The organism is Agrococcus sp. SGAir0287 (assembly GCF_005484985.1).
GTDB lineage: Bacteria > Actinomycetota > Actinomycetes > Actinomycetales > Microbacteriaceae > Agrococcus.
The window spans coordinates 1823288-1842105 of record NZ_CP027942.1; the positions used below are offsets into that span (position 1 = coordinate 1823288).

Sequence of the window (18818 nt, forward strand, 5' to 3'; positions counted from 1 at the left end):
GGCCCGGCTCAGGTCTCGAGCACCTCGAGCGCGTGCCGCAGGTCGGCGGACGGCTCGCTCGTCGACTCCAGCCACTCCCCCGTGCCGGGATGCGTGAAGCCGAGCCGCACGGCGTGGAGCCACTGCCGCTCGAGGCCCAGGCGCGCCGAGAGGGTCGGGTCCGCGCCGTACATCGCGTCGCCGAGGCACGGATGGCGCTGCGCCGCCATGTGCACACGGATCTGATGGGTGCGCCCGGTCTCGAGGTGCACCTCGACGAGGCTGCCGTCCCGGAACGCCTCGAGCGTCTCGTAGTGCGTCACGGCGTGCTTGCCGCTCGAGACGACGGCGAAGCGCCACTCGTGGCTCGGATGCCGCCCGATGGGCGCATCGATCGTGCCGCGCAGCGGATCCGGACGCCCCTGCACCGCCGCGTGGTAGACCTTCTCGACCTCGCGGTCGTGGAACTGCGCCTTGAGCGACGCGTAGGCGCGCTCGCTCTTCGCTACGACCATGAGGCCGCTCGTGCCCGCGTCGAGCCGATGGACGACGCCCTGCCGCTCCGCGGCGCCCGACGTCGAGATGCGGTACCCGGCGGCGGCGAGCGCGCCGACGACCGTCGGACCCGTCCATCCCATCGAGGGATGCGCGGCGACGCCGGCGGGCTTGTCGACGACCACGAGGTCGTCGTCGTCGTGCACGATGCCGAGCTCGGGCACGGGGATCGGCTCGATCGTCGGCTCGCGCCTCGCCTCCCACCGCACCTCGAGCCACGCGTCGCCGCGCAGGCGATCCGACTTGCCGAGCACGCGGCCGTCCTGCACGGCGCCGCCCGCCTCGATCGCCTCGGCGACCGCCGTCCGCGAGAGCCCGAGGACGCGGGCGATGCCGGCATCGGCGCGCTGGCCGTCGAGCCCAGGCGGCACGATGAGCGAGCGCTCCTCCATCAGTCGGCGCTGCTCCGCGCCTCGGGCTCGGCGCTCTCCTCGGCAGCCGGCTCCGGCTCGGCACCCGGCTCGTCGGTGCGGCGCACCCCGTCGATCCCCTCGCCGCGCAGCACGAGCACGATGAACGCGCCCATGGCGCACACCACGAACATGTCGGCGACGTTGAAGATCGCGGGGAAGCCCCAGACCTGGATGAAGTCGATGACGTGCCCCTGGAGGCCGCCCGGCTCGCGGATGATGCGGTCGGTGAGGTTCCCGACGACGCCGCCGAGCAGGCAGCCGAGGACGATCGCCCACGGCAGGGAGCGCACGCGGAAGGCGACGACGACCACCGCGACCGCGACGACCGCCGAGATGAGCGTGAAGATCCACGTCATGCCTGCCGCGAGCGAGAAGGCGGCACCGGGGTTGCGCACGAAGTGCCACTGCAGCACCTCGCCGAGCACCTGCACCTGCCGCCCCTCGGGCAGCGTCGCGAGCACCCACTCCTTCACGAGCAGGTCGACGGCCCACACGACCGCGGCGAGGCCGACGATGAGCGCGACGAGGCGCCAGGCGACGCCGCGGGAGGCGGTCACCTACTGCTGCGCGGGTGCGCCGGAGCCGCCGAACGCGAAGGACGTGCGGTCGAGGTCGCGCAGCTGGCTCTCGATGTAGCCGCGCAGGCGCAGGCGGTAGTCGCGCTCGAAGGTCTTCAGCTCGTCGATCTTCGTCTCGAGGTCCGACTTCTCCTGCTCGAGGGCCGACTTCGTCTTCTCGAACTCGCGCTCGAGGTCCGCACGACGCTTCGTCGCGGCGGTCTCGATCTCGGCGGCCTGCGTCTCGGCCTCGGCGACGAGCTCGTCCTTGCGGCGCTGACCCTCGGCGACGTGCTCGTCGTGCACGCGCTGCGCGAGGGCGAGGAGGCCCTCGGGCGACACGGCGGACGCCGATGCGTCGGCCTCGCTCGTCGCGGCCGGCTGCTGCTCGACGACCGGCTCGGGCGCGGCCTCGGGCGCCGGTGCCGCGGCGGCAGGGGCGGCGGGCGCGCCGGCCTCGAGCTCGGCGACGCGCGCCTCGAGGCGCTCCTTCTCGGCGATGACCTTGCGGAACTCCGTGACGATCTCGTCGAGGAAGTTGTCGACCTCATCCTGGTCGTAGCCGTCGCGGAAGCGCGTCGTCTCGAACGTCCTCTCGACGATGTCGTTCGGCGTCAGTGCCATCGTGCAGCCTTTCCTCGAGGATCGGAGTCCACTGTAGTGGGCGGCTCCGGGGGATGGATCGAGTGACGAGCCTACCCGGCGTCGCGGGTGCCCGGCGCCGCGTGATCGGTCCGCACGCGGGCGCTCAGGAGGCGAGCGCGCCGGAGACCACGACCACGACGAGCACGATCGCCATGACGGCGAGCATCGACAGGTCGAGCATCGCGCCGCCGACGCGGATCGGCTTCACGACGCGGCGTGCGACGCGCAGGATGGGATCGGTGAGCGTGAGGATCGCGACGGAGAGCGCCAGCCAGAGCCCGCGGGGCTTCCAGTCGCGACGCACCTGCCGCACGACGTCGAGGATGACGCGTGCCCACAGGACGTAGAAGAGCACGTTCGCCGCGACGTACACGACGAGGGCGACGACCTGCACGTCAGTGGGCGAAGGCGTCGGCCTCGCCGACCTCCGTGCGGCCGCCAGCGATCGCGATGTGCTCCGGCGTGAGCAGGTACACCTTGGTCGTCACGCGCTCGATGCGACCCTGCAGGCCCTGCGTGAGGCCGGCCGAGAAGTCGATGAGGCGACGCGCGTCGCCGTCCGTCATCTGCGACAGGTTGATGATGACGGGCGTGCCGTCGCGGAACGCGCCGGCGATCTCCTGCGCATCCTTGTACTGGCGCGGGTGCACCGTCATGATCTCGTGCATCGAGCCGACCTCCTGGGCTGCGGGGCGCAGCGGCGCGACGGCGCGCGGCTTGGCCTCCTGGCGCTCGTGCCGACGGTCGGCACGCTCCTCGCGCGGCTCCGGCTCGGAGGCGCGCACGGCGGGCGACTCCTGCGTCAGCTCGTCCTCCTCGGCGAAGCCGAAGTAGACGGCCGCCTTCTTCAATGCGTTGCTCATGCGATCCTCCCGATCTGCACTCCAGGCTACGGAGTGGTGGGCCGTTCTCCCGTGATTGCCGTGCCGATCCGCAGGTGTGTCGCGCCGTGCTCGAGCGCGACGCGCCAGTCCTGCGACATGCCCGCCGACAGCCAGCGGGCCGTCGGCGCGATGCGGTGGACGCGATCCGCGTACGTCGCGAGGCGTGCGAACGCGGATGCGGGCTCCTCGTCGAGCGGCGCGATGGCCATGACTCCGAGCAGGCGCAGCGCCGGCGACGCCTCGACCCGCTCCGCGAGCGCCTCGAGCGCGTCGGGCTGCACGCCGCCGCGCCCCGGATCGGCCGTGAGGTTCACCTGCACGAACGCGTCGCGCACGGGGATCTCGTGCGGGCTCTCGCCGCCCTCGAGGGCGTCGACGAGCTCTGGCGCGTCGATCGAGTGCAGCACGTCGGCGTACCGGGCCACCTGTCGCATCTTCTTGCGCTGCAGCTGCCCCACGTAGTGCCACGTCAAGCCCAGGTGCGCCAGCTGCGCGGCCTTCTCGCGCGCCTCGGGATGCCGCGACTCCCCCATGTCCCGCTGGCCCGCCGCGGCGAGCTCCTCCACGAGGGACGCGGGATGGAACTTCGTCACGACGACGAGCGTCGCGTCGGCGCCTCCCGGCGCCGACGCGATCTCGTCGCGGACGGCTGCGAGCCGCTCGGCCGCCGTCGACATGCGCGCGACCTACTGGCGCAGGAAGTCGGGCAGGAACTCGTCCTCGTCCTCGTCGCTGTCGCCGAGCGGCTGCACGGGACCCGTGAGGTGCTGCGGCACCTCGGGCGTCGGTGCGGCGTGGCGGCCCGGCGTCGGCGCTGGCTCGTCGGCCGCCTCGGTGGCCGAGGCACCGAGGAAGCCGCCGATGCCCATGTCGCGCGCGGGCGTCGTGCGCAGCACCTCGTCGTCGGTGCGCGCGAGCGGCGCGCCGCCGTCGAAGCCGGCCGCGATCACCGTGACGCGCACCTCGTCGCCGAGCGTGTCGTCGATGACGGTGCCGAAGATGATGTTCGCCTCGGGGTGCACGGCCTCCTGCACGAGCTTGGCCGCGTCGTAGGTCTCGTGGATGCCGAGGTTGCTGGAGGCCTGGATCGACAGCAGCACGCCGTGCGCGCCGTCGATCTTCGCCTCGAGCAGCGGGCTCGCGACCGCGAGCTCCGCCGCCTTGATCGCGCGGTCGGCGCCGCGCGACGAGCCGATGCCCATGAGCGCGGAGCCCGCACCCTGCATGACGCTCTTCACGTCGGCGAAGTCGACGTTGATGAGGCCCGGCGTCGTGATGAGGTCGGTGATGCCCTGCACGCCGGCGAGGAGCACCTGGTCGGCGGTCTCGAACGCCTCCACCATCGAGATGCCCATGTCCGAGATCTCGAGCAGGCGGTCGTTCGGCACGACGATGAGCGTGTCGACCTCGTTCTTCAGCGCCTCGACGCCCGCCTCCGCCTGCGCCTGGCGGCGCTTGCCCTCGAACGAGAACGGCTTGGTCACGACGCCGACGGTGAGCGCGCCGAGGCTCTTGGCGATGCGCGCCACGACCGGCGCGCCGCCCGTGCCGGTGCCGCCGCCCTCGCCCGCGGTCACGAAGACCATGTCGGAGCCCGCGAGGGCCTCCTCGATCTCCTCCGCGTGATCCTCGGCCGCACGGCGGCCGACCTCGGGGTCGGCACCTGCGCCGAGCCCCTTCGTGAGCTCGCGACCGACGTCGAGCTTGACGTCGGCGTCGCTGAGCAGCAGCGCCTGCGCATCGGTGTTGATGGCGATGAACTCGACGCCGCGCAGGCCGAGGTCGATCATCCGGTTCACGGCGTTCACGCCGCCGCCGCCGACGCCGACCACCTTGATGACGGCGAGGTAGTTGTTGTTCGAAGTCACGGTCCGGCCCCTCGATCGAAACCTTCAACCTCAGGTAGAGGTTTAGAGATTTCCTCAGCGTTCGTTGTCGGTTCCGACGGTAGGGCCGCGGCTGGAACCCGGCCCCGAGACACGCCGCGCGACGACGAGGACGCGATGCTGGCGCATCCCGCGCGTGTCGCCGTGCGCCGACGACGTCGCATCAGGGACGGACGACGGGGTGCTCGGGCGCGCTGACGTCGAACGTGACGGGGACCGCGGGATCCGCGGCGGCGACGAGCGCCGCGAGCACGTCGGCCTTGAGGCGCGCCTCGTCGGCGCTCCCCCACACCACCTGCTGCCCCGAGGCGAGCGTCATCGTCACATCGGCATCGGTCGACGCCGTGATCGCCGCGACCTGCTGCCGCAGCGCGCTCGGCATCGCGACGAGCGAGGCCGCGACGGCCTCGTACGCCGCCGATCCCACCTCGACGTCCTCGAGCCGCGGCAGGGGCGTGTCGTCCGGCATGCCGAGCGTGACGCCCGCGGGATCGAGCATCATGTCCTGCCCGTCGATGGACGCGACGACGACGGGCTGCCGCTCGACGACGCGGACGACGATCGTGCCGGGAGGCACGACGTCAACGACGAACGACTCGAGCCCCGTGAAGCGCTCGAGGTCCTCGCGCACGCCCGTGTCGGTGACGGTCGCGATCGGCTGTCCCAGGTGCCCGGCGAGCGCGGCGCGCAGCGCCGCGGCGTCGAGGCGCTGCGTGCCCTGGACCTCGATCTCGCGCACGGCCATGAGCGGCGAGTGCACGAGGCCGACGAGCAGCGCGAAGGAGGCGACGAGCACGCCGACGACGATGAGCGAGCGGCGCAGCCTCCGACGCGACGTCGCCGTGAAGCGGCGCACCTCCGATCGCTCGGCACGACGCCGCGCGCGTGCCGCCTGTCGTGCGACGGCCTGCGCCCTGCGCTGCTCGCCACGATCGAGCCGCAGCTGGCGCAGCTCGGCCTCGCGCAGCAGTCGATCCGTGCGGCTCGCGTTCGACTCGCTGCGCCTGCGACCGCGCACGCGCGCCACGACGACGGCGTCGAGGTCCTCCGTCGCCGCCACATCCGCCTGCGCGCGCGCCTCGCGGGGCTGCCGCGGCTCGACCGGCTCGGGCTCGCGCTGCTCGGACGCGCGAGGATCTGCGCCCGACGGCGGCTCGGGCCGACGCGGCGGCCCGTCGAAGCCCTCCGGCCGCCTCACCCGTCGCCGTCCGTGGCCTCGAGCGCGTCGAGCAGCTGCGGGATGATGCGGTACACGTCGCCGCACGAGAGCGTCATGACGAGGTCGCCCTCGCGCGCGATCTCGCCGACCCGATCCGCCGCCGCCTGCCAGTCGGGTAGGAAGTCGACGCGCGACGGGTCGTCGAAGGCCGCCGACACCAGGGCGCCGGAGACGCCGGGGATCGGATCCTCGCGCGCCCCGTAGACGTCGAGCACGATCGTGTGGTCCGCGAGGCGCTCGTAGGCGGCCGCGAACTCGTCCGCCATGTCGCGCGTGCGGGAGTAGAGATGCGGCTGGTGCACGGCGATGAGGCGCCCGGAGCCGAGCACGGTGCGCGCGCCCGTGAGCGCGGCCTCGACCTCGGCGGGATGATGCGCGTAGTCGTCGTAGACGCGCACGCCGCGACGCTCGCCGTGCGACTCGAAGCGCCGCCCGGTGCCTGCGAAGCCCGAGAGCGCGTCGGCGGCCGCGGCCGGCTCGATGCCGAGCTGCAGGAGCACCGCGAAGGCGCCGGCCGCGTTCACGGCGTTGTGCCTGCCGACGACGTCCATCGCGATCGCGTGCCGCTGCCCCGCGTGCTCGACGACGCACGCGATGCCCTCGCCCGTGACGATGTCCGTCACGCGCACGTCGGCCTCCTCGCGCTCGCCGAAGGTCACGACGCGCTCGTGGTGCACGAGGTCGCGCACGCGACGCGCGCCGGCGTCGTCGCAGGAGATCACGACCGCCTCCGATGCGCCGTCGGCGAAGCGTGCGAAGGCCGCGTCGAAGGCGCCCGGCGTGCCGTAGTGGTCGAGGTGGTCGGTGTCGACGTTCGTCACGAGGGCGACGGCGACGTCGTAGAGGAGGAAGGAGCCGTCGGACTCGTCGGCCTCGAGCACGAAGAGGTCGCCGGTGCCGTGGCCGCTCGAGCCGCCGAGGCCCGCGATGGTGCCGCCGTTGACGTAGCTCGCGCCCGCATCCAGCCGATGCAGCGCCCACACGACCATGCCGGTGGAGGTCGTCTTGCCGTGCGCGCCCGCGACGGCCACGAGGCGCTTGCCGCGCGCGAGCAGGTGCAGCGCCTGCGAGCGGTGCAGCACGGGCACGCCGCGCTCCTGCGCGGCGACGAGCTCGGGGTTCGTGGGCCACAGGGCGCTCGTGACGACCACGGCGTCGACGTCGTGCGGCAGGTTCGCCGCGTCGTGCCCGACGGCGACGGTCGCGCCATGCGCGACGAGCGCGTCGACCGTCGCCGAGCCCGAACGGTCGGACCCCGTCACGCGCACGCCCTCGTCGAGCAGCATGTGCGCGATGCCGGACATGCCGGAGCCGCCGATGCCGATCATGTGGACGCGCTCGATGCGCTCGGGGATCGGCTGGGTCAGGTCGGGCTCGATCACGCGTCGTCCTCCATCGCTCGCCGCACGAGGTCGCACATGCGGTCGTCCCCGTCGGCGATGCCCGAGCCGCGCGTCGCGGCGGCCATCGCGGCGACCCGCTCGCGGTCGGCGAGGAGCGGCACGAGCGCGTCCTCGACCCACCCCTGCGCGAGCAGCGCGTCGTCGACGAGCAGCGCGCCGCCCGCGGCGACCTGATCGTGGGCGTTGAGCGCCTGCTCGCCGTTGCCGAAGGGCAACGGCACGTAGACCGCCGGCAGGCCGACGGCCATGAGCTCGCTCACCGTCAGGCTGCCTGCACGGCACACGACCAGGTCGGCGGCCGCGTAGGCCAGATGCATGCCGTCGAGGTACTCCACGGCGACGTAGTGGTCGACGGTCGCTGGCACGAAGTCCGTCTGCCGCCCGCCCGAGAGATGCAGGATCTGCCAGCCCGCGTCGACGATCGCGCCCGCGGCGGCGACGATCGCGCGGTTGATCGACCGCGCGCCCTGCGAGCCGCCCGTGACGAGCAGCGTCGGGCGATCGGGGTCGAGACCGAGCTCGCGGCGAGCGCGGGGCCGCAGCGCCGCACGGTCGAGCGTCGTGATCGAGCGGCGCAGCGGCATGCCTACGACCGTGCCCGGCAGCGTCGTCGGCGCGTACGTGAGGCCCACGTGACGCGTCCACCTCGCGCCGAGGCGGTTCGCCATGCCGGGGCGCGCGTTCGCCTCGTGGATCGCGAGCGGCGTGCGCGCGAGGTGCGCCGCGCGGTATGCGGGAGCGGAGGCGTAGCCGCCGAAGCCCACGACGACGTCGACGTCGCGCTCGCCCAGCAGGCGCCGCACGCGCGCGACGGTCGGCGCCCACGAGCGCGCGAATCGCAGCGCCGCGGCATCCGGGCGGCGCGGGAAGGGCAGCTTGGGGATCGTCACGAGCTCGTAGCCCGCGGCCGGCACGAGCTCGCGCTCGAGGCCCTCCTGCGTGCCGAGCACGACGACGCGGGCGTCGGGCTCGCGCTCGCGCAGCCGGTCGGCGGTCGCGAGCAGCGGGTTCACATGGCCGGCGGTGCCGCCGCCGGCGAAGAGGTAGGACGCCATCAGGTCCCAGTCTGGCGCAGGCGCGCATCGTGCCGTGCGAGCGACAGCACGATGCCGATCGCCAGCAGCGCGGCGACGAGCTGCGATCCTCCCGCCGAGATGAGCGGGAGCGGCACGCCGAGCACGGGCAGCAGGCCGAGCACGACCGCGACGTTCACGATCGCCTGGCCGACGAGCCACACGAGCACGCCGCCCGTGACGATGCGCGTCATCGGCAGCGTCGCCTCGCGCACGATGCGCAGCAGCGCGACGGCGAGCACGACGAAGAGCAGCAGCACGACGACGGCGCCGACGAGGCCGAGCTCCTCGCCGATGATGGCGAAGATGTAGTCGTTGTCGGCCTCGGCCAGCCACATCCACTTCGCCCGCGAGTTGCCGAGGCCGACGCCGAACAGGCCGCCGTTCGCCAGCGCCCACGTGCCGTGCAGCTGCTGCCAGCAGCCCGAGAAGTAGTCGTCGTCGGTGTTCTGGCAGCCCACGAGGAAGGACTCGAGGCGGCGGACGCGCGAGTCGGCCGACAGCAGCACCGGCACGGCCGCGACGCCCGCGGCGACCGCGGGCAGCAGGAGGTGCCACCAGCGCACGCCCGCGAAGAACATGGCGCCGAGCACGACGAGCGCGAGGATGACGACGGTGCCGAAGTCGTTGCCGCGCAGCACGAGCAGGATGAAGGCTCCTCCGACGGGCGCGACGGGGATCCACGCGTGCCAGAAGCGCCTGCCGAGGTCGCCCTTCATCGCGAAGATCGCGCCGATGAACACGCACAGCGCGAGCTTGCCGAGCTCGCCGGGCTGCAGCGTGAAGCCGCCGATCGACAGCCAGTTGCGGTTGCCGCCGATGACGACGCCGAGGGGCGTGAAGACGACGAGTGCCTGCAGCGCGATCGCGAGGCCGATGCCGGGCCAGGCGAGCCGACGCCACCAGATGGCGGGCACGCGGCTCGCGACGAGCATGAGGGGCACGCCGACGAGCGCGAAGAGCCCCTGGCGCTGGAACGCGCCCAGCATGCTGCCGTACTCGGCGCGGCTCTCGATCGCCGACGACGACAGCACCATGACGAGGCCGAAGACGACGAGGAAGAGCGTCGTCCCGACGAGCAGCAGCTCGTTGCCCGTGACGGTCGGGAAGAGCCGACGCAGCCGGACGACCGCGGTGCTACCGCGACCGCGGACCGCCGGGATCGGGGGTGCGTCCACCGCCACCTGGGCCATCGGCGCCTCCCTCTCGCATCCGCTCGTCGTGCACGGCTCGCTGGAACCGCCGGCCACGATCCGCGTAGGACTCGAACTGGTCCATCGACGCCGCAGCCGGGGCGAGGAGCACGGTGTCGCCGCTGGATGCGTGCGCCCGCGCAGCCGCGACGGCCGTCGGCATGACCTCCTCAGTGTCCGCCTCGTCGACCTCGACGAGCGGGATGCCGGGCGCGTGTCGCGCGAACGCGGCGAGGATCGCGGCGCGATCGACGCCGATGACGACGGCGGCGCGCAGGCGTGCCGCGTGGCGCTCGACGAGCGGAGCGACGTCGACCCCCTTCAGCAGGCCGCCGACGATCCACACGACCGACGCGAACGCCTGGAGCGAGCCGTTCGCCGCGTGCGGGTTCGTCGCCTTCGAGTCGTCGACGAAGCGCACGCCGCCGATGTCGGCGACGACCTCGGTCCGATGGTGGTCGAGGCGGAAGGAGCGGATGGCGTCGCGGATCGCCGCGGGCTCGACGCCGACCGCGCGTGCGAGCGCTGCGGCGGCGAGCACGTTCTGCGCCATGTGGGGCGTCGCGAGGCCCGCGACCTCGAGGTCGGCGAGCGTCGCGAGCTCGAGCGCCGAGTCGCGTCGGTCGTCGAGGAAGGCGCGATCGGCGAGGATGCCCTCGACGATCCCGAGCTCCGAGCGGCCCGGCATGCCGAGCCCGAAGCCGATCGCACGGCACCCTTCGACGACGTCGGCCTCCTCGACCATGCGCATCGTCGCCGGGTCGGCGACGTTGTAGACGGCCGCGACACGGGCGTTGCGGTACACCTTCGCCTTCGCATCGCGGTAGGCCTGCGCGCCGGCGTGCCAGTCGAGGTGGTCGTCGTCGAGGTTGAGGCAGACGGCCGAGTGCGGCCAGATCTCGCCGAGCGCGTGGAGCTGGAACGACGACAGCTCGACGACGAGCACGTCGAAGCCCTCCGGATCGCGGACGGCGTCGAGCACGGGGGTGCCGATGTTCCCGACCGGCGCGACGCGGAGGCCGCCCGCCTGGAGCATGTGCGCGGCGAGCTGCGTCGTCGTCGTCTTGCCGTTCGTGCCGGTGACGAGCACCCACTCCGCCGCGCGCACCTTGTCGCGCACGCGCCATGCGAGCTCGACGTCGCCCCAGATCGTCGCGCCGCGCTCCGCGGCGCCCACGAGCCAGGGATGCGTCGGGGGCAGCCCCGGCGAGGCGATGACGAGCTCGGCGGCGGCGAGGACGTCCGGCGTCTCGCCGGCGTCCGTCACGACCGTGTCGATGCCGAGCACCGACAGGATGCGCTCGCGCTCCGCGTCGCCGCGCTCTGCGACGACCGTGACGTTCGCGCCGAGCTCGACGAGCGTGTCGGCGGCGGCGAAGCCGGTCACGCCCAGGCCGAGCACCACGGCGCGGATGCCCGTCCAGTCGTCGTGCCAGCTCGTGAGCGCGTCGAGGTCGCGGGCGGCGTCACGGGACAGGATGGATCACCCAATCGAGGTAGAACAGGCCGACGGCGAGGGCGACGAAGAGGCCGGAGACGATCCAGAAGCGCACGACGATGCGGATCTCCGCCCACCCCTTCAGCTCGAAGTGGTGGTGCAGCGGGCTCATGAGGAAGATGCGCTTGCCGCCCGTGACCTTGAAGTACAGGCGCTGCAGGATGACGCTGCCGGTGACGACGAGCGGCAGGCCCGCGACGAGCACGAGCAGCAGCTGCGTGTGCGTCATGATCGCGAGGCCCGCGAGCGCGCCGCCGAGGCCGAGCGAGCCGACGTCGCCCATGAAGAGCTGCGCGGGGCTCGTGTTGTACCAGAGGAAGCCGATGAGCGCGGCGGCGAGGCACGCGGCGACGACCGCGAGGTCGAGGGGCGCCTGCACGGGGTAGCAGCGGTAGAGGTCGGCGTCGACCGCTCCCCCGGGTGCGACGCGATCGGCGAGCCCGCCGAGGCACGCCTGGCCGTTCTGCCAGAAGCCGATGAGCACGAACGCCGACGCCGAGAAGATCGTGGAGCCCGCGGCGAGGCCGTCGAGGCCGTCGAGCACGTTCACGGCGTTCGACGTCGCGACGATGATGAAGAGGAACCACAGCACGGCGAGCCCGATGCCGACGACGAGGCCGAGCCGGGTGAGGTCGAGCCACTCGATGTCGCGCACCGCGGAGATGGCCGTGGATGCGGGCGTCTGGCCGTAGCGGTCCGGCAGCTGCAGCGCGAGGACGGCGAAGACGACGCCGACGGCGACCTGGCCCGCGATCTTCGCCCATCCGCCGAGGCCCAGCGACTGGCGCTTGCGCACCTTGAGGTAGTCGTCGACGAATCCGACGGCGCCGAGGCCCACCATGAGCAGGAGCACGAGCAGCGCCGGCGCGCTGGGGTAGTTCGGCACGCCGTCGAGCGAGCCGACGAGCTTGCCGCCTGCGTAGCCGACGATCGTCGCGACGATGAAGACGAGGCCACCCATCTGGGGCGTGCCGCGCTTCGTGTGGTGCGACTGCGGACCGTCGGCGCGGATGAACTGGCCCCATCCCAGGCGCGTGGCGAGCCGCACGTACACGGGCGTCGCGGCGAGGGCGAAGACGAGCGAGATCGTCGCGGAGACGAGCAGGACGATCATGCGACGCCGCCGAGCCGGTCGCCGAGGTCCTTGAGGCCCGCCGACAGGGAGGACTTCACGAGCACGACCTCGCCGGGCTCGAGGGTCGCGCGCAGCAGCGCGAGCGCCTGCTCCTGCGTCTCGACGTACGTCGTGTCCTGGCCGTAGGAGGACTCGTGCTCGGCCGCGTCGTGCGCGGGCTTCGCGCCCTCGCCGACCACGACGAGCCGGTCGATGCCGAGGCGCACGACGAGGCGGCCGATGCGGTCGTGCTCCTCGACCTGGCTGTCGCCGAGCTCGGTCATGGCGCCGACGACGGCGACGGAGCGCGCGCCCGAGGTCCGCGACACGTGCGCGAGCGTCTTCAGCGCCGCCGCCATGGAGTCGGGGCTCGCGTTGTACGCGTCGTTGATGACGACGACGCCCGACTCGGGGCGCAGCAGCTCCATGCGCCAGCGCTCGGCGCGCACCATCGACTCGAGCGCGGCGATGGCGTCGTCGATCGGCACGCCGAGCTCGTCGGCCACCGAGAGCGCCGCGAGGGCGTTCATGACGTGGTGCTCGCCGAGGATGCGCAGCGTGAGGGGCCAGGACTCCTCGCCCCGATGGATCGTCGCGGACGTGCCATCGATCGACGAGGCGACGTCCGACGCCCACACGGTGTCCGCGGGTGCGTCGCCGCCGGCGTCGAGGCCGAACCAGCGCACGCGCGCCGCGGTGCGGTCGGCCATCCAGACGACGCGGTCGTCGTCGCGGTTGAGCACGGCGACGGCGGTGTCCGGGAGGTCGCGGACGATCTCGTGCTTCGCGCGCTGCGTGCGCTCGACGCCGCCGAACTCGCCGGCGTGCGCGAGGCCGACCTTGAGGACGACGGACACGTCGGGCATCGCGAGCGCCACGAGGGAGGCGATGTCGCCCACGCGGCTCGCGCCGAGCTCGAGCACGAGGTAGCGCGTGGCCTCGGTGACGCGCAGCATCGTCATGGGTGCGCCGACCTCGTTGTTGAACGACTTGACGGGGCTCACCGTCTCGCCGTGCTGCTCGAGGATCGCCTGCAGCATGTTCTTCGTCGTCGTCTTGCCGTTCGAGCCAGTGATGCCCACGACGGTGCAGCGCTCGCGCACGGCGGCGACGACGTGCGCCGCGAGCGCCTGCAGGGCGGCGAGGCCCGAGGAGACGACGACGTGCGGCACGTCGGCGTCGATCGGCCGCTCGCACAGGACGAGGGCGGCGCCGGCCTCCACGGCCGTGCCGACGAAGCGGTGCCCGTCGGTGACCTCGCCGGGCATGGCGACGAACACGTCGCCCGGCTCGACGAGGCGCGAGTCGGTCTGCACGGAGCCCTCGACGCGCACGTCGTCGCCGACGAGCGCGCCGTCGACGACGCGCGCGATCTCGGATGCCTGGAGCGCGATCACTCGGTCCAGCCCGCCTCGTGCAGCGCGAGCCTGGCCTCGTCGCGGGCGACGAACGGCTCTCGGACGCCTGCGACGTCGCGGTAGTCGGCGTCGCCGGGGCCCGCCCACAGGATCGTGTCGCCGGGACCGGCGAGCGTGACGGCCAGACGGATGGCGTCCTCCTCGGGGCTGACCTCGTGGACGCGGCCCGGATCGACGCCGCGCGCGCCCTCGAGGATCTGCGCGCGGATGCTCGCGGCATCCTCCGTGCGCGGGTTGAAGTCGGTGACGACGAGCTCGTCGGCGAACGTCGCGCCGATGCGGCCCATCTCGGCGCGCTTCGTGGCGTCGCGGTCGCCGTCGGCGCCGAAGACGAACACGAGGCGCCCGGGGGTGACGCGGCGCAGCGCCTCGAGGGTCGCCTGGAAGGCGTCGGGGCTGTGCCCGTAGTCGACGAAGAGCGCCGGCCCGCGGTCGCCGGAGACGCGCTCCATGCGGCCGGGGAGCGTGGGGCGCACGCCGCGCTCGACGGACTCGGCGATCGCGTCGAGCTCGAAGCCGTCCTCGACGAGCATGAGGATGGCGATGGCGGCGTCGACGGCGAGGTGCCTGCCGATGAACGGGATCTCGACCTCGACCGTGCGCTCGCGTCCGACGAGCGCGAAGCGCGTGCCGTCGACCCGCTCGGCGAGGATCTCGACCCGCCAGTCCGCCTCCGCATCCGTCGAGCTCACGGTCGTGACGGGGATGCGCGTCTCCTCGGCGACGCGGCGACCCCACTCGGAGTCGACGCACACGACGCCGCGCTCGGCGCGGTCGGGCGTGAAGAGCTCGAGCTTGACGGCGAAGTACGCCTCCATCGAGCCGTAGTCGTCGAGGTGGTCGTGGCTCAGGTTCGTGAACGCGACGACGTCGAACTCGACCCCGTCGACGCGGTGGCGCTCGATGGCCTGTGCGCTCACCTCGAGCACCGCGGCCCGCACCCCGGCCTCGCGCATGCGCGCCAGCAGCGCGTGCAGCTCGCTCGCCTCCGGCGTCGTGAGCTTCGACGTGACGACCTCGTCGCCGACGTGGCGCTCCGCCGTCGTGGACAGGCCGGTGACGAAGCCGAGGTCGGCGAGCAGTCCCTCGAGCATGAACGCCGTCGACGTCTTGCCGTTCGTGCCGGTGACGCCGTAGAGGCGCGGCGGGTCCTCCCGCGTGCGGTAGACCCACGCGGCGATCTCGCCCAGGGCGGCGCGCGGCTCGTCGAGCACGATGATCGGGGCGTCGACGCCGGCGAGCGGCACGCCCGCTGCGTCGGTGACGATCGCGACGGCGCCGCGCGCGACGGCGTCGCTCGCGAACTCGGCGCCGTGGCGGCGCAGCCCTGGCAGCGCGGCGAAGATGTCGCCGGGCCGCACGTCGTGCGATGCGTTCGTGATGCCCGTCACCTCGACGCCATCCGCATCCCCGACCACGTCGAGCGTGAACTCGTCGACGAGCGCGCTCAGCGGTCTGGGTGTCGGATGCTCGGGCCTCAGGATCGGCGGGACGACTCCCTCCACCGTTCCCCCGTCCATGTCAGTCGGTCCATTCGAGCGGCAGGTCAGGGGCCTGCGACGTGCTCGGCGGGATGTCGTACTCCCGGATCAGGAGACTCACCATATCGTGGAACAGCGGGATGGCCGCCGCGCTCGTGCGCTCCGTCTGCGGCAGGTTCAGCTGCACGTAGACGACGAACTGCGGGTCGTCCGCGGGGAACACGCCGGCCGTCGTCACGATGCGCTGCACGGGGTCGTAGCCCGCCGCCGGGTCGAGCACGACCTCGGCCGTGCCGGTCTTCGCCGCGACGCGGTAGCCCGGGATCGGGAACGTGACGGCGCCATAGTCGGTGACGACGTGCTCCATCATCGCGAGCAGCTCGTCGGCGGTGTGCTCGCTGACGACGCGCGTGTCGTCGCCCTGCTCTGGCGTCACGACGGTGCCGTCGGCGAGCGTGCACGACTCGACGAGGCGCAGGTCCTGCCGCACGCCGCCGTTCGCGATCGCCTGGTACGCGCCGACCATCTGCATGGGCGTGACCTGGATGCCCTGGCCGAAGAGCACGTTCAGCTGCGTCTGCGCGTCGAGGCCCGACGGGTCGGCGGCGAGCGGGAAGCTCGACTCGCCGGGGAAGCCGACGGTGGGCTCGCCGAAGCCGAAGCGGGCGAGGTAGTCGAAGTAGTCGTCGCGGCTCATGCCCTGCGCGAGGTCGACCATGCCGACGTTCGACGAGTTCACGAGGATCCCCGTCGCCGTCCACGGCATGTCGGGGTGCGAGTGCGCGTCGGAGACGCGCACGGGGCCGTCGGGGTCGTAGCGCCACGGCACGGTGCGCTCGTCGGTGGGCGTGACGAGGCCGAGGTCGAGCATCGCCGCCATCGCCATGGTCTTGAAGATCGAGCCGGGCTCGAGGCCCTGCGTGAACGCGAAGGCGCCGTAGTCGGCAGCGTCCGTCGCCGCAGGGTCGTTGGGGTCGACGGTCGGGGTCTGTGCGACGGCCACGAGCGACCCGTCGACGCGCGCGACGATGACGTTCGCCGACTGCGCCTGGTACTGCTGGCGGTACTGCTCGGCGAGCTGCTGGGCCTGGAACTGCACGTCGGCGTCGATCGTGAGCTGCAGCTCGCCGCCGTCCGCGGACTCCTCGGTGACGACGGTGGAGCCCGGGATGGGCGTGCCGTCCGCGCCGCGCTCGAAGGACTGCTCCCCCGGCTCGGGTGCGAGGCACGACTGGTCCTCGGTCATCTCGAGCCCGGCGAGCGGACCGTCCGTGCCCATGAAGCCGACGAGGTTGCCCGCCACCGCGCCGGAGGGGTACACGCGCTGCGGGTTCGATCGCAACGTCACGAATCCGATCGGCAGCTCCTGCTGCAGGTCGCGCATCTGCTGGTACTGCGTGCCGTCGAGTCCCGTCGCCAGCACGAGGTAGTCGGACTCGGGGTTCGCCTGCAGGGCGGCGTCGACGGCGGCCTGGTAGACGAGCGGGTCGTCGCCCGTGATGGCGGCGAGCCGCTCGAAGATCTGCCCGCCCGTCACGACCTCGCCGGGCTCGAGCCCGTCGCGCTCGGTGAGGTCGTGCACGAACTGCGGCGAGATCGTGAGGTCCCACCGGTCGACGGTGCCGGCGAGCACGGTGCCGTTCGCGTCGACGATGTCGCCGCGCGTGCCGTGGATGGGGGCCGTCGCCCCGACGCGACCCGCGGCCTCCGCGTTGAGCGCATCGGCACGCACGAGCTGGATGTCCACGAGCCGTACGACGCACGCGCCCACGAGCGCGACGACGACGATCCCCGTGACGATCGGTCGCCATCTCGACGTGCCTGCGGTGCGCTGGCGCTTCGCCACGGCTCCCCCTCTCGCGTGCGGACGGATCCGCTGGGTTCGGACGGTATCGGCGGTCAGCCGCCGACGGTCGGTGCCACGCCCTCCGCGGGCAGAAGCATCCCCGGATATGGCTCGGGCTCGGCCGGCTCCTCGGCGACGGGCGCCTGCGGCGCGGGCGTCGAGGCCTGCAGGATCTCGTTGCCGACGAGCAGGCTGCCGTCCGCGCCGACGCTCGGCTGCTGCATGTGGAGCGCGTCGGGGCCGCCGAGCACGGCACCGGTCGACAGCTGCAGGAACTCGCTCGCCTGGCCCTGGACCATCCCGAGCGACTCGGCGGCGAGCGCCACCTGCTGGGGCGACTCGAGCGCGTCGAGCTGCTCCTGGAGCGTCTGCTGCTCGCGGCTCAGCTGCGCCGACGTCGACTGCAGGCTCGCGATCTCGTAGGCGCCCTCGCCGATCGCCATCGACAGGCCGAGCTGGCCGAGGATGATGGCGCCGAGCCCGGCGAGCGCCACGACGCCGTGGGCGACGCTCGGCGCGCGCCGCACGGTGGGCCGCGGCAGCGCGACGAGCCGACGGCGGGGCTCGCGCTCCCGCTCCGGAGCGCGCTGGGGCGCCGGGTCGGACAGCGTGCGGATGCTCTCCAGTGCGCTCACGCCGCACCTCCGATGCGCTCGGCGGCACGCAGCCGCACGGGGATGGATCTGGGGTTCCTGGCTCGCTCGGCCTCGTCGGCGAGCTCGGCGCCGCGCACGAGCAGCCGGTAGGGCGCGGCGTGCTCGGGCAGCGCGGCGGGCACGCCGAGCGGCGTGCGGTCCGTCGTCGCGTCGCGCAACGCCGTCTTGACGATGCGGTCCTCGAGCGACTGATAGGCCATCACGACGATCCGCCCGCCCGGCTCGAGGGCGTCGAGGGCGGCGGGGATGGCGCGCTCGAGCACGCCGAGCTCGTCGTTCACGACGATGCGCAGCGCCTGGAAGACGCGCTTGGCGACGTGGCCCGGCTTCCGGGCGGCGGCGGGGGTCGCGGCGTCGAGCACCTCGACGAGGTGCGCGCTCGTGAGGATGGGCCGCTGCTGACGCTCGCGCACGATGGCGCGGGCGTAGCGGCCGGCGAGCCGCTCGTCGCCGTAGCGCTGCATGATGCGCGCGAGCTCGCGCTCGTCGAGCGTCGCGACGAGGTCGGCAGCCGTCGGCCCCTCCTGCCCCATGCGCATGTCGAGCGGCGCGTCCTTCGCGTAGGCGAAGCCGCGCTCGGCGTCGTCGAGCTGCAGGCTCGACACGCCGAGGTCGAACAGGATGCCGTCGAGCCGGTCGACGCCCGCGTCGTCGAGCGACGCCTCGAGCTCGTCGTAGACGTGGCGCACGATGCGGACGCGGTCGCCGAAGCGCTGCAGCCGCTCGCCGGCGAGGCGGATGGCGTCGGGGTCGCGATCGATGCCGACGAGGGTCAGGCCGGGGTGCCGCTCGAGGAGCTGCTCGGCGTGGCCGCCCATCCCGAGCGTCGCGTCGGCGACGACGGCGCCGTCGCGCGCGGCGACGGGTGCGAGCAGCTCGAGGCAGCGCTCGAGCATGACGGGGGTGTGGAGGGAGCTGGCGTCCATGATGCGAGGGGCTTCGCGATCCCGGATCCCGGATCCCCATCCGCGGTCGTGCCACCGGGGAAGGTGCGGCAC

The 18818-nt window shown here is 73.1% G+C and carries 18 protein-coding genes; all 18 read right to left on the bottom strand.

Going from position 1 to position 18818, the window contains the following annotated elements:
* Nucleotides 1–8: 8 nt before the first annotated feature.
* A complete protein-coding gene (locus tag C1N71_RS08695; RefSeq protein WP_137756030.1) occupies nucleotides 9–926 on the bottom strand; it encodes an RluA family pseudouridine synthase in 918 nt (305 codons plus the stop codon).
* The gene (lspA, locus tag C1N71_RS08700; protein WP_137756031.1) at nucleotides 926–1504 is read right to left on the bottom strand and encodes a signal peptidase II; all 579 of its coding nucleotides are present in this window, start codon (nucleotides 1502–1504) and stop codon (nucleotides 926–928) included. The genes C1N71_RS08695 and lspA overlap by 1 nt, the downstream gene beginning before the upstream one ends.
* Nucleotides 1505–2128: a DivIVA domain-containing protein gene (locus C1N71_RS08705; protein WP_137756032.1), complete on the bottom strand. Its 624-nt coding sequence runs from the start codon at nucleotides 2126–2128 to the stop codon at nucleotides 1505–1507.
* Nucleotides 2129–2252: 124 nt separating this feature from the next.
* Nucleotides 2253–2543, bottom strand: a complete 291-nt coding sequence (locus C1N71_RS08710) for a YggT family protein (RefSeq protein WP_175414163.1) — start codon at nucleotides 2541–2543, stop codon at nucleotides 2253–2255.
* A 1-nt stretch (nucleotide 2544) separates the two neighbouring features.
* Nucleotides 2545–3012 (bottom strand): cell division protein SepF, encoded by a 468-nt coding sequence (locus tag C1N71_RS08715; RefSeq protein WP_137756034.1) that lies wholly within the window; start codon nucleotides 3010–3012, stop codon nucleotides 2545–2547.
* 26 nt (nucleotides 3013–3038) lie between these two features.
* On the bottom strand, nucleotides 3039–3710 hold the full coding sequence (locus C1N71_RS08720) for a YggS family pyridoxal phosphate-dependent enzyme (RefSeq protein WP_137756035.1): 672 nt from the start codon (nucleotides 3708–3710) through the stop codon (nucleotides 3039–3041).
* Between the two features lie 9 nt (nucleotides 3711–3719).
* Complete coding sequence (gene ftsZ, locus C1N71_RS08725; protein ID WP_137756036.1) at nucleotides 3720–4901, bottom strand: cell division protein FtsZ; 1182 nt, start codon at nucleotides 4899–4901, stop codon at nucleotides 3720–3722.
* A gap of 181 nt (nucleotides 4902–5082) precedes the next feature.
* Nucleotides 5083–6117 (bottom strand): FtsQ-type POTRA domain-containing protein, encoded by a 1035-nt coding sequence (locus C1N71_RS08730; RefSeq protein WP_137756037.1) that lies wholly within the window; start codon nucleotides 6115–6117, stop codon nucleotides 5083–5085.
* The gene (gene murC / locus C1N71_RS08735; protein WP_137756038.1) at nucleotides 6114–7520 is read right to left on the bottom strand and encodes a UDP-N-acetylmuramate--L-alanine ligase; all 1407 of its coding nucleotides are present in this window, start codon (nucleotides 7518–7520) and stop codon (nucleotides 6114–6116) included. The genes C1N71_RS08730 and murC overlap by 4 nt, the downstream gene beginning before the upstream one ends.
* Nucleotides 7517–8596: a UDP-N-acetylglucosamine--N-acetylmuramyl-(pentapeptide) pyrophosphoryl-undecaprenol N-acetylglucosamine transferase gene (locus C1N71_RS08740; RefSeq protein WP_137756039.1), complete on the bottom strand. Its 1080-nt coding sequence runs from the start codon at nucleotides 8594–8596 to the stop codon at nucleotides 7517–7519. Before C1N71_RS08740 ends, murC begins: the two co-directional genes overlap by 4 nt.
* Complete coding sequence (locus C1N71_RS08745; RefSeq protein ID WP_137756040.1) at nucleotides 8596–9807, bottom strand: peptidoglycan glycosyltransferase FtsW; 1212 nt, start codon at nucleotides 9805–9807, stop codon at nucleotides 8596–8598. The genes C1N71_RS08740 and C1N71_RS08745 overlap by 1 nt, the downstream gene beginning before the upstream one ends.
* Entirely contained in the window at nucleotides 9752–11212 is a 1461-nt protein-coding gene (gene murD, locus C1N71_RS08750; RefSeq protein ID WP_441297038.1) for a UDP-N-acetylmuramoyl-L-alanine--D-glutamate ligase, read from the bottom strand. Before murD ends, C1N71_RS08745 begins: the two co-directional genes overlap by 56 nt.
* 61 nt (nucleotides 11213–11273) lie before the next feature.
* Nucleotides 11274–12419: a phospho-N-acetylmuramoyl-pentapeptide-transferase gene (gene mraY, locus C1N71_RS08755; protein ID WP_137756042.1), complete on the bottom strand. Its 1146-nt coding sequence runs from the start codon at nucleotides 12417–12419 to the stop codon at nucleotides 11274–11276.
* Nucleotides 12416–13816, bottom strand: a complete 1401-nt coding sequence (locus C1N71_RS08760) for a UDP-N-acetylmuramoyl-tripeptide--D-alanyl-D-alanine ligase (protein ID WP_137756043.1) — start codon at nucleotides 13814–13816, stop codon at nucleotides 12416–12418. The genes mraY and C1N71_RS08760 overlap by 4 nt, the downstream gene beginning before the upstream one ends.
* Nucleotides 13813–15342 carry a Mur ligase family protein gene (locus tag C1N71_RS08765; RefSeq protein WP_254677955.1) on the bottom strand — a complete coding sequence of 510 codons (1530 nt, stop codon included), beginning with the start codon at nucleotides 15340–15342 and terminating at the stop codon, nucleotides 13813–13815. The genes C1N71_RS08760 and C1N71_RS08765 overlap by 4 nt, the downstream gene beginning before the upstream one ends.
* A 16-nt stretch (nucleotides 15343–15358) precedes the next feature.
* Nucleotides 15359–17164, bottom strand: coding sequence for a peptidoglycan D,D-transpeptidase FtsI family protein (locus C1N71_RS08770; RefSeq protein WP_175414165.1), 1806 nt, complete (start codon nucleotides 17162–17164; stop codon nucleotides 15359–15361).
* 53 nt (nucleotides 17165–17217) lie between these two features.
* On the bottom strand, nucleotides 17218–17799 hold the full coding sequence (locus C1N71_RS14990; RefSeq protein ID WP_175414166.1) for a hypothetical protein: 582 nt from the start codon (nucleotides 17797–17799) through the stop codon (nucleotides 17218–17220).
* Nucleotides 17796–18746 (bottom strand): 16S rRNA (cytosine(1402)-N(4))-methyltransferase RsmH, encoded by a 951-nt coding sequence (rsmH, locus tag C1N71_RS08775; RefSeq protein ID WP_137756046.1) that lies wholly within the window; start codon nucleotides 18744–18746, stop codon nucleotides 17796–17798. The genes C1N71_RS14990 and rsmH overlap by 4 nt, the downstream gene beginning before the upstream one ends.
* Between the last annotated feature and the right edge of the window lie 72 nt (nucleotides 18747–18818).

Bases quoted from the DNA above. Each gene is read 5' to 3' on its own strand.
- rsmH (WP_137756046.1), bottom strand. From the start codon at position 18,746: ATGGACGCCAGCTCCCTCCACACCCCCGTCATGCTCGAGCGCTGCCTC.
- C1N71_RS08695 (WP_137756030.1), bottom strand. From the start codon at position 926: ATGGAGGAGCGCTCGCTCATCGTGCCGCCTGGGCTCGACGGCCAGCGC.
- C1N71_RS08715 (WP_137756034.1), bottom strand. From the start codon at position 3,012: ATGAGCAACGCATTGAAGAAGGCGGCCGTCTACTTCGGCTTCGCCGAG.
- C1N71_RS08745 (WP_137756040.1), bottom strand. From the start codon at position 9,807: ATGGCCCAGGTGGCGGTGGACGCACCCCCGATCCCGGCGGTCCGCGGT.
- C1N71_RS08720 (WP_137756035.1), bottom strand. From the start codon at position 3,710: ATGTCGACGGCGGCCGAGCGGCTCGCAGCCGTCCGCGACGAGATCGCG.
- mraY (WP_137756042.1), bottom strand. From the start codon at position 12,419: ATGATCGTCCTGCTCGTCTCCGCGACGATCTCGCTCGTCTTCGCCCTC.
- C1N71_RS08705 (WP_137756032.1), bottom strand. From the start codon at position 2,128: ATGGCACTGACGCCGAACGACATCGTCGAGAGGACGTTCGAGACGACG.
- C1N71_RS08740 (WP_137756039.1), bottom strand. From the start codon at position 8,596: ATGGCGTCCTACCTCTTCGCCGGCGGCGGCACCGCCGGCCATGTGAAC.